At 63.7% G+C, this 14904-nt stretch carries 13 protein-coding genes; 6 read left to right on the top strand and 7 right to left on the bottom strand.

Going from position 1 to position 14904, the window contains the following annotated elements; genetic code table 11:
- Nucleotides 1-38 precede the first annotated feature (38 nt).
- Genes ACFQ95_RS11880 through ACFQ95_RS11870 form a run of 3 tightly spaced genes read right to left on the bottom strand, consistent with a single transcriptional unit; the run spans nucleotide 39 to nucleotide 2351 of the window.
- On the bottom strand, nucleotides 39-1319 hold the full coding sequence (locus tag ACFQ95_RS11880) for a glutamate-5-semialdehyde dehydrogenase (RefSeq protein ID WP_422831179.1): 1281 nt from the start codon (nucleotides 1317-1319) through the stop codon (nucleotides 39-41).
- A gap of 40 nt (nucleotides 1320-1359) precedes the next feature.
- Nucleotides 1360-1881 carry a CinA family protein gene (locus ACFQ95_RS11875; protein ID WP_422831177.1) on the bottom strand — a complete coding sequence of 174 codons (522 nt, stop codon included), beginning with the start codon at nucleotides 1879-1881 and terminating at the stop codon, nucleotides 1360-1362.
- Complete coding sequence (locus ACFQ95_RS11870; RefSeq protein ID WP_422831458.1) at nucleotides 1878-2351, bottom strand: phosphatidylglycerophosphatase A; 474 nt, start codon at nucleotides 2349-2351, stop codon at nucleotides 1878-1880. Before ACFQ95_RS11870 ends, ACFQ95_RS11875 begins: the two co-directional genes overlap by 4 nt.
- Nucleotides 2352-2638: 287 nt before the next feature.
- Between ACFQ95_RS11870 and ACFQ95_RS11865 the strand changes: the two genes are divergently transcribed.
- Entirely contained in the window at nucleotides 2639-4735 is a 2097-nt protein-coding gene (locus ACFQ95_RS11865; RefSeq protein ID WP_422831175.1) for a putative bifunctional diguanylate cyclase/phosphodiesterase, read from the top strand.
- Nucleotides 4736-4803: 68 nt separating this feature from the next.
- Nucleotides 4804-5970 (top strand): M14 family metallopeptidase, encoded by a 1167-nt coding sequence (locus ACFQ95_RS11860; protein ID WP_422831173.1) that lies wholly within the window; start codon nucleotides 4804-4806, stop codon nucleotides 5968-5970.
- Between the two features lie 86 nt (nucleotides 5971-6056).
- Here the strand turns inward: ACFQ95_RS11860 and ACFQ95_RS11855 are convergent, their stop codons facing one another.
- Nucleotides 6057-6494, bottom strand: a complete 438-nt coding sequence (locus ACFQ95_RS11855; RefSeq protein ID WP_422831171.1) for an FKBP-type peptidyl-prolyl cis-trans isomerase — start codon at nucleotides 6492-6494, stop codon at nucleotides 6057-6059.
- Between the two features lie 91 nt (nucleotides 6495-6585).
- Here ACFQ95_RS11855 and gorA point away from each other — a divergent pair, with 91 nt between their 5' ends.
- The 3 genes from gorA (at nucleotide 6586) to ACFQ95_RS11840 (ending at nucleotide 10787) form a co-directional block, all read left to right on the top strand.
- On the top strand, nucleotides 6586-7959 hold the full coding sequence (gene gorA, locus ACFQ95_RS11850; RefSeq protein WP_422831169.1) for a glutathione-disulfide reductase: 1374 nt from the start codon (nucleotides 6586-6588) through the stop codon (nucleotides 7957-7959).
- 114 nt (nucleotides 7960-8073) lie between these two features.
- On the top strand, nucleotides 8074-9573 hold the full coding sequence (locus ACFQ95_RS11845) for an AMP nucleosidase (RefSeq protein ID WP_422831167.1): 1500 nt from the start codon (nucleotides 8074-8076) through the stop codon (nucleotides 9571-9573).
- A gap of 47 nt (nucleotides 9574-9620) precedes the next feature.
- On the top strand, nucleotides 9621-10787 hold the full coding sequence (locus tag ACFQ95_RS11840) for a GGDEF domain-containing protein (RefSeq protein WP_422831165.1): 1167 nt from the start codon (nucleotides 9621-9623) through the stop codon (nucleotides 10785-10787).
- Nucleotides 10788-10970: 183 nt separating this feature from the next.
- Here the strand turns inward: ACFQ95_RS11840 and nudK are convergent, their stop codons facing one another.
- Nucleotides 10971-11564: a GDP-mannose pyrophosphatase NudK gene (nudK, locus tag ACFQ95_RS11835; protein ID WP_422831164.1), complete on the bottom strand. Its 594-nt coding sequence runs from the start codon at nucleotides 11562-11564 to the stop codon at nucleotides 10971-10973.
- Nucleotides 11565-11680: 116 nt separating this feature from the next.
- Here nudK and ACFQ95_RS11830 point away from each other — a divergent pair, with 116 nt between their 5' ends.
- Nucleotides 11681-12436, top strand: coding sequence for a DeoR/GlpR family DNA-binding transcription regulator (locus ACFQ95_RS11830; RefSeq protein ID WP_422831163.1), 756 nt, complete (start codon nucleotides 11681-11683; stop codon nucleotides 12434-12436).
- Here the strand turns inward: ACFQ95_RS11830 and ACFQ95_RS11825 are convergent.
- Together ACFQ95_RS11825 and purT are read right to left on the bottom strand one after the other, a co-directional pair.
- Nucleotides 12425-13516: a mechanosensitive ion channel family protein gene (locus ACFQ95_RS11825; protein ID WP_422831161.1), complete on the bottom strand. Its 1092-nt coding sequence runs from the start codon at nucleotides 13514-13516 to the stop codon at nucleotides 12425-12427. The two genes, ACFQ95_RS11830 and ACFQ95_RS11825, sit on opposite strands and share 12 nt — an antisense overlap.
- Nucleotides 13517-13658: 142 nt before the next feature.
- Complete coding sequence (gene purT, locus ACFQ95_RS11820; RefSeq protein ID WP_422831159.1) at nucleotides 13659-14864, bottom strand: formate-dependent phosphoribosylglycinamide formyltransferase; 1206 nt, start codon at nucleotides 14862-14864, stop codon at nucleotides 13659-13661.
- Nucleotides 14865-14904: the final 40 nt, after the last annotated feature.

The raw sequence follows: 14904 nt of genomic DNA, 5'->3' as shown, positions 1-14904 counted from the left end.
TGAAAAGTTAATCGAAGAGAACCTGGGTCAAACGTTATTCAAGAGCGAATCTCGCCTTCACCCAACACCACGTATTTGAGCGAGGTGAGCCCCTCCAGACCCACCGGCCCGCGCGCGTGGAACTTGTCGGTGCTGATGCCGATCTCGGCACCCAGCCCGTACTCGAAACCATCGGCAAAACGCGTGCTGGCGTTGACCATCACACTGGCCGAATCCACCTCGCGCAAGAACCGCTGGGCATGTATGTGGTCACGCGTGAGGATGGCATCGGTGTGGTGGCTCGAATACTGGTTGATGTGCGCAATCGCCTCATCCACACCGGCGACCAGCTTCACGCTGATGATGGGTGCCAGATATTCTTCCGACCAGTCCTGCTCGGTGGCGGCTGCCAGCTTGGCACCGGGCACGCCGGCCAGCAAGGCCAGCGATTCGGCACAGCCGCGCATTTCCACACCCTTGGCCGCGTAGGTGGCGCCGATGCGGGGCAGAAACTCTGCGGCCACACCGCGCGCCACCAGCAGGCTTTCGCTGGCGTTGCAGGGGCTGTACTTCTGTGTCTTGGCGTTGTCGGCCACGGTCACGGCCATGCTGATGTCGCACGGGTCGTCCACATAGACGTGGCAGTTGCCGTCCAGGTGTTTGATGACGGGCACCTTGGCATCGCGGCTGATGCGCTCTATCAGGCTCTTGCCGCCGCGCGGAATGATTACATCGACATATTGCGGCATGGTGATGAGTTGGCCCACCACTTCGCGGTCGGTGGTTTGCACCAATTGCACCGCTTCTGCTGGCAAACCGGCGGCTTGCAGTGCCTGCTGCACCAGCAGCGCCAGGGCCTTGTTCGATTCAATCGCTTCCGAGCCGCCACGCAGGATGCAGGCGTTGCCGCTCTTGATCGACAGGCTCGCCGCCTCGATGGTGACGTTGGGCCGGCTTTCGAAAATCATGCCGAACACACCTAGCGGCACACGCATCTGGCCGACGCGGATGCCACTGGGCTGCTGCTTCAGGCCCGAGACTTCGCCTATCAATTCCGGCATGGCCGCCAATTGTTCGCAGCCCAGGGCGCAGGTCTCCAGAACCTTGGGCGTGAGCTTCAGGCGATCGACCAGCGGTGCTGCCAGGCCGGCGGCCTGCGCGCGGGCGATGTCTTTGGCGTTGTCGATCTGCAAGGCGTCGACGTTGCTGCGCAGCAAACCAGCCAAGGTGCGAAGGGCTATATTTTTGGTAGCTGCATTCGCGCGCGCCATGTGCGCGGAGGCCTGTTTTGCTTGCAAACCCAGGGTTTGCGAATATTCGGCGATGTTCAGGGCGTTCATGGGCTTATTTTCGCTGCTATTCCGAGACCATGCTGGCGGCCTAGGCGGGCGCGGCCTGCACCAGCTCGCGCAGCCGTCGCAACGCCTGCAGCAGCGTGGCTTGGCGCACGGCCCGCCGGTCGCCGGGGAAGTGGTGCAGGGCGCTGCTGAGCTGGCCTTGTACCGACCATGCCAGCCACACGGTGCCCACCGGTTTTTCTGCGCTGCCGCCCGTGGGGCCGGCCACCCCGGTCACCGCCACCGCCACCTGCGCCAAGCCCTCAGCGCGGCGAATCGCGCCCACGGCCATGGCGCGTGCCACTTGTTCACTCACGGCGCCGTAGTTTGTGATGAGGGCCGGGTCCACGCCCAGAAGTTCTGACTTGGCTTCGTTGGAGTACGTCACCCAACCACGCTCAAACCAGTTGCTGGAACCCGAAAGCTCGGTGCAGGCCCCGGCGATCAAGCCGCCGGTACAGCTTTCTGCGGTGGCCATGCGCCAAGATCTTTCTTGCAGCAAATCGGCCAAAGCCGCACATTCAGCAAGCGCAAGTTGCTCGTTATTTTGTAGCGATTCAGTCATGACCAGAACCTCCAAAGAGCGAACACCAGCAGCGTGCAAAAGGCTGCCACCAGGTCGTCGAACATGATGCCAAAACCGCCGCGTGCGCCAGTGCCCTTGAAGGCCTTGTCGGCCCAGGCCACGGGGCCGGGCTTGGCGGCGTCGAAGTAGCGAAACAGGCCAAAGGCGATCAACTGGCCCAGGAAGCCGGTAGGCATGACCAGCCAGAGAATGATCCAGAAGGCGACGATTTCGTCCCAGACGATGTTGCCCGGGTCGGCCACCCGCATATTGCGCGCACACACCGTGCAGGCCCACCAGCCGATCAGCAGGCTGACCAGGAGGAACCAGCCAAACTGTGCCGGCGTGAACCACGGCGCTATCACCAAATACGCCAGCCAGGCCCATAAAGTGCCAGCTGTGCCCGGGGCAAAGGGGCTTAAACCGGAGCCCAGGCCCAGCGCGATGAAGTGCGCCGGATGGCTGAACATGAAGCGCGAGCTGGCCCGCCTAGGGGCGGCCGCGCCAGGTGCGGAGGCCGGGTTGTCAGCTTGGGCGGGGGCAGGGTCGGGAATGTGTTCAGCGGCGGACATGGCCTGATTATCGCGCTAGATGTTAGGGAAAATAGTGCTGTGGCATAGGCATAACAGGGTTAACATGCTACACATTTCGTAGCTTGAAGGTCCAGGGAACCTTGGCACGAGCTTCCAGGGCGAGCCATTTGGGGTGGTCGCCATCGCGTTGAATCGCATGAAAAACACGACCACAAGGATGTGCCATGGCGGACATGGTTGAGCCCGCGCAAGGGGCGGCAGGGGGAGGGGACAAGGGCGGTGCCAGCCGCGTCGAGATGCTGCAATTGCTGACCGACGCCGTGCCCGCGTTGCTGGCTTATTTCGACACCCCTTCCATGTGCTGCCGCTTTGCCAACCGCGCCTACGCGGAGCAGCATGGTTTTGCCGGTGACAACATCTTGGGCAAACACGTGCGCGACACGGTGGGCCCCGAGGTCTGGGCCGAGATCCAGCCCTATGTGCAACGTGCCAGCCAGGGCGAACGCGTCACCTACCAACGCGAGCGCACCCGCAGCAACGGGCTGGTGGTCACGCTGGAAGTCACCCTGGTGCCACATTTCGATGCCACCGGTGTGCAGTGTGGGGCCTTTGTGCTGATGAACGACATCAGCCACCACGCGCGTGCCGAGCAGGCGCTGCGCGAGAGCGAAGAGCGCATGCGCAAGTTTGCCGAGGTGACGCAGGAGGGCATAGTCTTCCACCAGGACAGTGGCATCACCGACGTGAACGCCGCCCTGCTGCGTATGGTCGGTTACACGCTGGACGAGGTCAAAGGCCGGCGCTCGGCGGAGTTCATCGCCGAGGCCTGGCGCCAGCACGTGGCCGAGCAGTTGCGCATGGGCAACGAACAGCCTTACGAGGCCGCGCTGCTGCACCGCAGCGGGCGCGAGATTCCGGTGGAGATGGTGGGTAAGACGCTGGTGGTCAAGGGCGAGATCCAGCGCATCGCCGTGGTGCGCGACATCACCGCGCGCAAAGAGGCGCAGCAGCGCATCGAGCACATGGCGCTGCACGATGCGCTCACCGGTTTGCCCAACCGCAGTTTCCTGAACCAGTGGCTGGAGCATTCTCTGGCAACCGCGCAACGGCACCAGTCGGTGCTGGCGGTGTTGTTCATCGACCTGGACAACTTCAAGACCGTCAACGACTCGCTAGGCCACCACGCGGGTGACCAACTGCTGTGTGAAGTCGCCAGCCGGCTGGTCGGCTGTGTGCGCAAGGCCGATGTGGTGGCGCGCCTGGGCGGCGACGAGTTTTTGATCGTGCTGCCCGACATCGGCACCCGCGACAGCGCCGTGCAGGTGGCCTCGAAGATGCTCGACACGGTGAAAAAGGTCATCCACCTTGAAGGGCACAAGGTCTCGGTGTCTCCGTCCATAGGCATTGCCATGTTCCCCGACGACGGCAGCACCGTCGACGAGTTGAGCCGCCATGCCGATGCCGCCATGTACCACGCCAAAGACAGTGGCCGCGGCAACTACCAGTTCTACACCGCCAGCATGTCGCAGCGCGCCTTTCGTGCGCTGCATCTGGAGCACCAGTTGCGTGAGGCCATTGCCAACAAGGAATTCGTGCTGCACTACCAGCCGCAATGGCGGCTGTCGGATGACAAGCTTGTTGGTGTGGAGGCGCTGGTGCGCTGGCAGCACCCCGAGCTTGGCTTGCTCGGGCCTGAAGATTTTGTCTCGTTTGCCGAAGAGCGTGGTCTGATCCAGGCCATTGGCCAATGGGTGCTGATGGAGGCTTGCTGCCAGATCAAAAAGTGGCACGACGCCGGATGGCTGTGTGTGCCGGTGGCGGTGAACCTCTCGGCCATAGAGTTCAAGCAGCGCGATCTGGTGGGCGTGGTGACGCGTGCGCTCACCACCTCGGGGCTGGCGCCAGCGTTTCTGGAGCTGGAGATGACCGAGTCGGTGCTGATGGATTCCAGCAGCCTGGTGCTCGACAACCTTCACGTGCTCAAACGCTTGGGCGTGGGGCTGACGATAGACGACTTTGGCACCGGCTACTCGTCGCTCGCCTACCTCAAGCGTTACCCCATCGACAAGCTCAAGATAGACCGCTCGTTTGTTCGCGAAATGCACAGCGACAACGACGACCAGGCCATCGCCTCGGCCGTGATCCAGATGGCGCGCAGCCTCAAATTGCGCACGGTGGCCGAGGGTGTGGAAATCGAATCCCAAGCCGATCTGCTGCGTGGCATGGGCTGTGACGACTTCCAGGGCTTCTTGAACGCGCCACCGGTGGATGCGCTGGGCGCACAAGCCTGGCTGGGCGGGCGCGGACTGGCGACGGCCTAGCGCGCTACGCTGTGTCGATTTGGGCGTAAGCTGGCGGCTGTTCTTCGTCAGTTCTCAACCGCGACCCCATGACCACCAACGCTCCCCAGCTTCACATCAACACCCAGTTCGACGGCGGCGCCATCGAGGTGGTGCGTATCGACGACCCACGCGACATCCAGTTGCGCATTCGCCCCGACAACGCCAGCGAATTCGCCCAATGGTTTTATTTCGCGGTGTACGGCGCGGCCGGTCAATCGCTGCGCCTGCGCTTTCTGAACGCCAGCCAGTGCGCCTACCCCAAGGGCTGGGACGGCTACCAGGTGGTGGCCAGCGTCGACCGCCAGCAATGGACACGCATCGCCACCAGCTATGACGGCACCGAGCTTTGCGCCGAGTGTGTGGCCGAGGCCGACTGTGTCTATTTCGCCTACTTCGAGCCCTATCCCTACGACCGGGTGCTAGACCTGCTGGGCTCGGTGGCGCATTCCGAGGCGGTCGCGCTGGAGCACCTGGGCCACACGGTGGAAGGCCGGCCTATGACGCTGCTGCACATCCGCCGGCCGGATCAGGTCAACGCCACGGCCACGCCGCTGCGCAAGATTTGGCTCATCGCGCGCCAACACCCCGGCGAAACCATGGCCTCGTGGTTCATTGAAGGTTTTCTGGAGCGCCTGCTCGACGTCGACGATCCGCTGGCCCGCGCACTGCTGGCGCGCTGCGAGTTCTACGTGGTGCCGCACATGAACCCCGACGGCGCGGTGCGCGGCAATCTGCGCACCAATGCCGTGGGCGCCAACCTCAACCGCGAATGGCTGGAGCCCACGGTAGAGCGTTCACCCGAAGTGTTCTGGGTGCGGCAAAAGATGCTGGCGACCGGTGTGGACCTGTCGCTGGATGTGCATGGCGACGAAGGCCTGCCCTACAACTTCCTGGTCGGCACCGAAGGCCGCGCCAGCTTTGGCCCGCGTATCGATGGCCTGCAAAAAGAATTCAAGGCCGCCTGGCTGGCCGCCAGCCCCGACTTCCAGACCACCCACGGTTATCCGCTGCCAGCGCCCGGCCAGGGCAATAAGACCCTCGCCACCAACTGGGTCGGTCAGCAGTTCGACTGCCTGGCCTTCACCATAGAGATGCCTTTCAAAGACAACGCCGACCTGCCCGATCCGGTGGTGGGCTGGAATGGCGAACGCTCGCGCAAACTCGGTGCCAGCGTGCTGCAGCCGGTGTTGGCGGTGTTATCAAAACTGCGTTGAAGGCTGCAAAAGAAAAGCAGCCTCTGCGCATGCTGGTCAAGCGCAGATAGCTGCTTTTTTAATAGCGAAAATCGGCAGAGTGGGGCTTAGTTGATGCCCAGCAATTCGACTTCAAACTGCAGGGTGGCGTTGGGCGGAATCACGCCGCCGGCGCCGCGCGCGCCGTAGGCGATGGCGGCGGGGCAGGTGAGTTTGGCCTTGCCGCCGATCTTCATCATCTGCACACCTTCGGTCCAGCAGGCGATCACGCCGTTCAACGGAAACGAGATCGGCTCGCCGCGTTTGTACGAGCTGTCGAACTCCTTGCCGTCGAGGAAGGTGCCACGGTAGTGCACCTTGACCTTGTCGCTGGCCTTGGGGCTGGCGCCCTGGCCGTCTTTCAGCGAGCGAAACACCAGGCCGCTGGACGTGACCACGGCACCGGCTTCTTTGGCCGCATCAGCTGCCGTGGGAACTTGCGCCTGGGCCAGGCCCGCCGTGAGGGCCAGCACGCTGGAGACGATGGCGGTAGTGATTGATTTCAAAAAAAATACCTCTTGAGAAACAGGTGGAAAAACGGATGAAAGTAGCATGTTAGTTTCTGCCGTCCACCCGCAGCGCAACAAAAGGAATCTTATGCCCAATTTCGACTATGACCTGTTTGTCATCGGCGGTGGCAGCGGAGGGGTGCGCGCCGCGCGCATGGCCGCACAACGTGGCGCGCGCGTGGGCTTGGCCGAGGTTGGCGCGCTGGGCGGCACCTGTGTCAACGTCGGCTGCATCCCGAAAAAGCTCTACAGCTATGCGGCGCACTATGCCGCGGCATTTGAAGAATCGCGCGCCTACGGCTGGGACTTCGACGGCTTGCGTTTCGACTGGGCGCGGCTCAAGGCCAACCGCGCGGTCGAGATCACGCGGCTCAACGGCATCTACGCCGGTTTGCTGAAATCGTCCGGTGTCACGGTGCTCAATGGCTGGGCCAGCTTGGCCGACGGCCACACGGTGGAAGTGGACGGTAAACGCCTCACCGCCCAGCACATCCTGCTGGCCACCGGTGGCCGGCCCAGCGTGCCCGATGTGCCTTGGCGCGACCAGGTGCTGGTGTCGGACGATATGTTCGACCTGCCCACGCTGCCACGCCGCCTGCTGGTGGTGGGCGGCGGCTACATCGCCAGCGAAATGGCGTCCATTTTCCATGGCCTGGGGGCCGAGGTCACCCAGGTGCTGCGCGGTGGCACTTTGCTGCGTGGGTTTGATGCCGACATCAGCACCTTCTTGGCCGCAGAGATGCGCAAGACCGGCGTGCAACTGCGGCTGAACACCCAGGTGAGCGGGCTGGCCCGCCATGGCGAGAGTTGGACGGCACAGTTGAAGACGGATGACGATACTGTGTCGCTGCCCGTGGACGCCGTGCTCTACGCCACCGGCCGCACGCCCAGAAGCGCCGGCATGGGCTTGGCCGAGGCGGGGGTGCAACTCGACGAAAACGGCGCGGTGGTGGTGGATGCGCGCTACGCCAGCAGCCTGCCATCGGTGTTTGCGCTGGGCGACGTGACCAACCGCCTGCAGCTCACCCCCGTGGCTTTGGGCGAGGCCATGGCCTTGGTCGATGACCTGTTTGGCCCGGCGCGTGGCAAACCGGTGCGTCACATGGCTTATGAATACATTCCGACGGCCGTGTTCACGCACCCCAACGTGGGCACGGTGGGCTTCACCGAGGCCGAGGCGCGCGAGGAGTTTGGCGCTGTGGATGTGTACCGCAGTGAGTTCAAGGTGCTGAAGCACACCATCAGCGGCAGCACCGAGCGCACGCTGGTGAAGCTGCTGGTCGACAAGGCCAGCGATCGCGTGGTGGGCCTGCACATGGTCGGGCCGGATGCGGGCGAGATCGTGCAAGGGTTTGCGGTGGCGCTGAAGGCGGGCGCCACCAAGGCCGTGTTTGACCAGACCATAGGCATCCATCCCACACTGGCCGAAGAGTTCGTCACGCTGCGCGAGCCGCTGCCGTGAGCACACGGCACAGCAGCAGGCAGTGTTGTGTGTTGCCGTCAACTCTCTAGAGCGCGGCGGCCCCGGGCGCAAATTCGTTGCGAATTCGTCTTGGGGCCATTGCACAATAGGCGCATGCCCTATCTACCGCCTTTTGTTGCCCCCATGCGTTTCACCGATGCTGCCGCCGCACTGGCGCAGGTGAAGGCCATCTACCACCAGCAGATTGAACACTTGCGCCTGGCCATGCAGCAGTTTGTGGCTGGCGAGACTTTGCCGGGCCACGTGCGCGCCTGTTACCCGTTTGTGCGGGTGTACACCACCACCGTGGCGCGCGCGCCCAGTGCGACGCTGGAGAGCACCCACCTGAGTTTTGGCTTTGTCGCGGGCCCCGGCCGTTTCGAGACCACGCTGACGCGCCCCGACCTCTACGAGCACTACTACCTGGAGCAGTTCCGCCTGTTGTTGCAAAACCACCAGGTGGAGCTGGAAGTGGGCACCAGCACGCAACCCATTCCGGTGCACTTCTCGTTCGCCGAACATGACCACGTGGAAGGCAGCATGACCGCCGAACGCCGCATGCTGATGCGCGACGTGTTCGACCTGCCCGACCTGGCCTCCATGGACGACGGTATCGCCAATGGCACCTACGAGCCGCACCCGGGCGAGCCCATGCCACTGTCGCTGTTCACCGCGCCGCGCGTCGATTATTCGCTGCACCGGCTGCGCCACTACACCGGCACCGGCCCCGAGTGGTTCCAGAACTTTGTGTTGTTCACCAACTACCAGTTCTACATCGATGAGTTTGTGCGCATGGGCCGTGAGGCCATGACCGACCCGAACAGCGAATATATTGCCTTCATCGAGCCCGGCAACGTGGTCACGCGCCGTGTGGGGCTGGCCGCAGAGGCCGTGGATGCGTTCGGCGTAGAGCCGCCGCGCCTGCCGCAAATGCCCGGCTACCACCTGGTGCGCAGCGACCGCAGCGGCATCACCATGGTGAACATAGGCGTAGGCCCGGCGAATGCCAAGAATATTACCGACCACATCGCCGTGCTGCGCCCGCACGCCTGGATCATGCTGGGCCACTGTGCCGGCCTGCGCAACAGCCAGCAGTTGGGCGACTACGTGCTGGCCCACGGTTATGTGCGTGAAGACCATGTGCTGGATGAAGAGTTGCCGCTGTGGGTGCCGATCCCGGCGCTGGCCGAGATCCAGGTGGCGCTGGAAAGCGCCGTGGCCGACGTGACCCAGATGCAGGGGGCGGCGCTGAAGAACATTATGCGCACCGGCACCGTGGCCAGCACCGACAACCGCAACTGGGAATTGCTGCCGAACAACCAGCCGCAACGCCGTTTCAGCCAGAGCCGCGCCGTGGCGCTGGACATGGAAAGCGCGACCATTGCCGCCAACGGCTTTCGTTTTCGCGTGCCCTACGGTACCCTGCTGTGTGTGAGCGACAAACCCCTACACGGCGAAATCAAGCTGCCCGGCATGGCCAACCACTTTTACCGCGAGCGTGTGGACCAGCACTTGCGCATCGGAGTGCGGGCGGTGGAACTGTTGCGCGCCCAAGGCATCAACCAGTTGCACAGCCGCAAGTTGCGCAGTTTTGCGGAAGTGGCGTTCCAGTAAGCCTTCTGCCATTTCGCGCGCGTCGAATACCGGACCCAACGACCCTCATGCAACTTGACGTCACCACCCTGCTTGTCGTGACCGCCTGCAACCAGCTGGCGGTGGCGCTGGCTCTGCTGTTGATCATGGGCCGCGGCGTCAGTGTGGCTGCGCGCTGTGCGCAGTTGGCGGTGCTGGCCCAGGCCCTGGCTTGGACCACGGTGCCCGTGTCCACCCTGGGGGCTGAACACTGGTGGCTGGCGCTGGGGGTGTTGTTGCTGCATGCTGGCTTATGGCTGCTGCACCGTGCGCTGAACGGCTGGCTGGGCACACGTGGCGGTGAAATGATTCTGCGCGTGCTGCTGGTGGTGGCTCCCTTGGGATATTTGCTGACCCTGCGTTTCCCTTTGCTGAACGCGGTGTGGAGCAATGGCTGCCTGGCCGTTGCGCTGCTGGTGGTGGCGCGCGCCACATTGGCGCCGATGCGGCGCAGCTCGCGGCGCTGGCGTGGCATGTTGTGTGGCTGCCTGTTGGCGGTGGCGGTATTGGCACTGGTGCGCGGTGTGGTGCTCAGCGTGCAGGCAGGGGCGCTGCAAAGCAGCGTGGACATGTCGCACCCCATCAATGTGGTGGTGGCGTTGATGGGCAATGTGGCCCTGCTGCTGGTCACCGTGATGGTGCTGGTGGCCTGGCGTGAAGAAGCCGAGAGCAAGCTGCGCCGCCAGGCCATGACCGACGGGCTGACTGGCCTGCTGAACCGCCGGGGCTGGACCGAGCGCGCCGAGGGGGTGTTTGCCAACGCCGTGCGTTACCACCTGCCCATGACGCTGATCATGCTTGACCTGGACCATTTCAAGCGCATCAACGACCGCCACGGCCACGAGGTCGGCGACCGCGCGCTGCGCCTGTTTGCGCGCATGCTGCGGGTCACGCGGCGCACCGGAGACTTGGTGGGGCGCCTGGGCGGCGAAGAGTTTTGCATCGTGCTGTCCAACACCCACAAATCGGCTGCCACCGGCTTTGACCAACGGCTGCGTACGCGCCTGCTCGACGCGTCGAAAAAGGAACTGGGTTTTGAGTTGGACTACAGCGCCGGTGTGGCCGTGCTGAAAGATGGCGATGGCACGCTGGCGGGGCTGCTGGCGCGCGCCGACTTGGCCCTTTACCAGGCCAAGCACAACGGCCGTGGCCGCATGGAGCTGTCGGCTGGCGGCGTCGGCCATACCGTCATTTAGGCTCACCCCCAGTCTTCGTGCACTGCGTGTCACTGCGCCAACCCCCTTACAGGGGGAGGCGGGGCTCACCCCCAGTCTTCGCGCACTTCGTGTCACTACGCCAACCCCCCTTGCAGGGGGCAACACCAACAGCCTGGCGCAGCCAGTTCTGTGGTGTTCTGATCTGGAGACCGTGGCCGCGCTTTAGGCCGGGTTAAGCAAACAGCTGAGCTTGGCGTGCTGCAGCAGCATGATGGTTTTGCCGTCGCAGATCTTGCCCTCGGTAATCCACGCCATCGCCGTGTTCAGCGGCACTTCCAGCACTTCAATGTCTTCGCCCTCATGGGCGTGGCCGCCGCCCTTGGATACCTTGTCGGCATGGCTGTATTCACCCACAAAGAAGTACAGCCGCTCGGTCACCGAACCCGGGCTCATGTAGGCCTCGAACACCTTGCGCACGGCGTGGATGCGAAAGCCGGTTTCTTCTTCGGTTTCGCGGCGGATGCAGGTTTCCGGGTCGTCCTGGTCGAGCAGGCCGGCGCAGGTTTCGATCAGGCGGCCATCGGGCGTGCCGTTCACGTAGGCCGGCAGGCGGAACTGGCGTGTCAGCACCACCGTGCCCTGGGCGCGGTTGTAGAGCAGGATGGTGGCGCCGTTGCCACGGTCGTAGGTCTCGCGGCTTTGGCGCTGCCATTGGCCGTCGCGGCGGCGCAGGTCGAAGGTGTTTTTCTTCAGCAAGTACCAGTCGTTAGACAAAACCTGCACGTCGACCATGCGAATGGGTTCTTGGGTTTGCATGATGTTGCTCCTTTGGCTCAATCAGGTTGCACGTTTTTGCCTATTTTAATCAAAACAAGAAAAATCGTGCAAATCCGAAGATAAACATGCAAGCTCGTGCAAGTTAACATCGCCCCATGCTCACCCAGCAACGCAAACAACTCATACTCGACAAGCTGCGCCAGGATGGCCGCATCGTCGCCGCCAGCCTGAGCGAAAGCCTGAACCTGTCGGAAGACACCATACGCCGCGACCTGCGCGCCCTGGCGGCCGAGGGCCTGCTGCAGCGGGTGCACGGCGGCGCCTTGCCAGCCTCTCCTGCCGCGGGCAATTTCGCCGTGCGCAGCGCGCTGGCCGTGCCGGGGAAACAAGCCATTGGCCGTGCAGGGGCAGCGCTGGTGCAACCCGGGCAGGTGGTGTTCATCGATGGCGGCACCAGTTGCCAACAACTGGCGTTGCAATTGCCAAGCAGCTTGCGGGCCACCGTGGTCACCCACAGCCCGACGATTGCGCTGGCGCTGGTGGAGCACCCGCTGATCGAGGTGCAACTGCTCGGCGGGCGCTTCTACAAACACTCGGTGGTGGCCGTGGGTGCGGCCACGGTCGAGGCCATCAGCCGTATCCATGCCGACCTGTATTTCATGGGCGCCTCCGGGGTGAGTGCCAGTTCGGGCCTGAGTACCGGCGATATGGAAGAGGCCTTGGTGAAACGCGCTTTGATGGCCCAGGCGGCGGAAACCTGGGTGCTGGCCTCGGCCGAGAAGTTGAACGCGGCTTCGCCTTATGTGATTGCCGCTTGCCGCGAAGCCGCAGGGCTGGTGGTCGAGGCCGATACTCCGGAGAAGATCTGTGCGCCGTTCGAGGCCGAAGGCCTGACGGTGTTACGCGCCTGAGGCCAGGTCCAGGGCCGCTGGCGGTGTGCGTTCATCCGGCTCGGTGCGCACCAGCGGCAGGCATTGCGGGTATTCACGCTGAATGAAGTCCAGCAGGCCTTCGCGCACTGCGCAGCGCAAGTCCCAGTTCTTGTCCGAGTCGGAAGATGTGGCCAGCACACGGACCCGCATGGCGCGTTCATTGGTATCGGTGATCTGCACTTTGCACAGCCGGCCATCCCAGTCCGGCGAAGACTGGCAGATGCGCAAGGCTTCTGCGCGCAGCGGCGCCATGGGCAGGCGGAAGTCGGTCCAGAGGAAGACTGAACCTATCAGGTCGGCGTTGTGGCGCGTCCAGTTCTGGAAGGGGTTCTCAATGAACCACTGCAGCGGAATGATCAGTCGGCGCTCGTCCCAGATGGCCAGCACCACGTAGGTGCCGGTGATTTCCGAGACACGGCCCCATTCACCCTGCACGATGAGCACGTCGTCCAGGCGTATCGGCTGGGTCAGTGCGATCTGCAGTCCGGCCAGCAGATTGGAGAAGACCGAGCGTGCCGCGATGCCCACCACCAATCCGGCCACACCGGCGGAGGCCAGCAGGCTGGTGCCGATCTGGCGCGCGCCGGGGACGGTGCGCAGAATCAGGGCCGTGCCTATGATCCATACCAAAACCATCAAGGTTCTGGCCAGCACGCGCGTGCGCGTGTGGATGCGTCGTGCGTGAAAGCTGTTCGGGCCGTTCAACGGGTAGTGCAGCAGGATGCCATCGGTGACACCGCGAATGATGCTGGTCCCGAGCCAGGTGACCGCGACCACGAGCAACAGCTCAGAGAAGTAGCGCAACGGGCCTATCAGTGGAAAGTCGCTGGACGCGCCATGCAGCACGGCGCTGATGGCCGCCAGTGGCAACAGCACCTGGGTGGGGGCGCGGATCGCCTCGACAAGGCTGGCGCTGGTGACCGAAGTGCGCGTCACCCGGCGCAGGACGAGCAGCCCCACCCTGTGGATGACCAGGCCCGCCACAAGGGCCAGCGTCAGCGCGAGCAGCAAACCCTCATCCGTCAGCCGCATGAAGGCGGCCCAGTCCATGTTGTGCATGGCTGCATCCTACCCAGAGCCTGGAAACGCCGCCACCCCGAGCGGGATGGGCGGCGCCGTCTGTTGTAGAAATGAAGCTAAATGGGCAGGGGTCGCTTGCTGGATATCCGCAAGCAGCTATCAAAGTTGATAGCCGAACGGCTTACTTCGCCGTGTGTGGGCGCACCTTGGAGGCGGCCAATTTGGCGTTGCTGCGGGCCACTTCCACGTCGGCATCAAATGCCAGTGCCACACCCATGCGGCGCTTGGTGAAGCTCTCGGGTTTGCCGAACAGACGGATATCGGTGTTCGGCACTTGCAGGGCTTCGGCCACGCCGTCGAAGACTATGCCCAGGGCGTCCACGCCGCCGTAGATCACGGCGCTGGCGCCGGGGCTCTTCAGGCTGGTGTTGACGGGCAGGCCAAGGATGGCGCGGGCGTGTAATTCAAACTCGTTCTGCCATTGCGTGGTCATGGTGACCATGCCGGTGTCGTGTGGACGTGGGCTGACTTCGCTGAACCAGACGTCTTCGCCCTTCACGAACAACTCGACGCCGAACAGGCCCTGGCCACCGAGGTTGTCGGTCACGGCTTTGGAGATCTGGCGTGCCTTCTCGAGAGCGGTCGGGTGCATGGGGTGTGGCTGCCAGCTTTCCACGTAGTCGCCGCTGACCTGGATGTGGCCTATGGGGTCGCAGAAGTGGGTTTCGATCTGGCCGCTGGCGCCCTTGGCGCGCACGGTCAGTTGGGTGATTTCGTAGTCAAAGTCGATAAAACCTTCGACGATGACGCGGCCGTGGCTGACGCGGCCACCGGCCATGGCGTAGTCCCAGGCTTTTTGCACGTCGGCCGGGCCGCTGATCTTGCTCTGGCCCTTGCCCGACGAACTCATCACCGGCTTGACGATGCAGGGGTAGCCGATCTTGCTGTCCACCGCAGCCTGCAACTCGGCCAGCGAGTCGCAGAACACGTAGGGGCTGGTGGCCAGGCCCAGGGTTTCGGCGGCCAGGCGGCGTATGCCTTCACGGTCCATGGTCAGGCGTGCGGCGCGCGCGGTGGGGATCACGCGCACCACACCGGCGGCTTCCAGCTCTTCGAGCATGGGCGTGGCGATGGCTTCGATCTCGGGCACCACCATGGCGGGTTTTTCGGCTTCGATCAGTGCCTTGAGCTGGGCCGGGTCGCTCATGGTGATGGTGCGCGCGTGGTGTGCCACCTGCTGGCCGGGCGCGTTTTCGTAGCGGTCTACCGCAATGGTTTCCACGCCCAGGCGCTGCAGGGCGATCAGCACCTCTTTGCCCAGCTCGCCGGAGCCGAGGAGCATGACTTTGGTTGCGTTGGGGGAGAGAGGGGTGCCGAAGGTGGTCATGTGAGAGAACAGGGTTGGCGCTTGTGAGGTGTGTGCAGCG

The sequence above is a fragment of the Variovorax sp. HJSM1_2 genome (assembly GCF_049316285.1).
Taxonomy (GTDB): domain Bacteria; phylum Pseudomonadota; class Gammaproteobacteria; order Burkholderiales; family Burkholderiaceae_C; genus Rhodoferax_B.
This window is presented reverse-complemented; position numbering and strand designations above follow the sequence as displayed.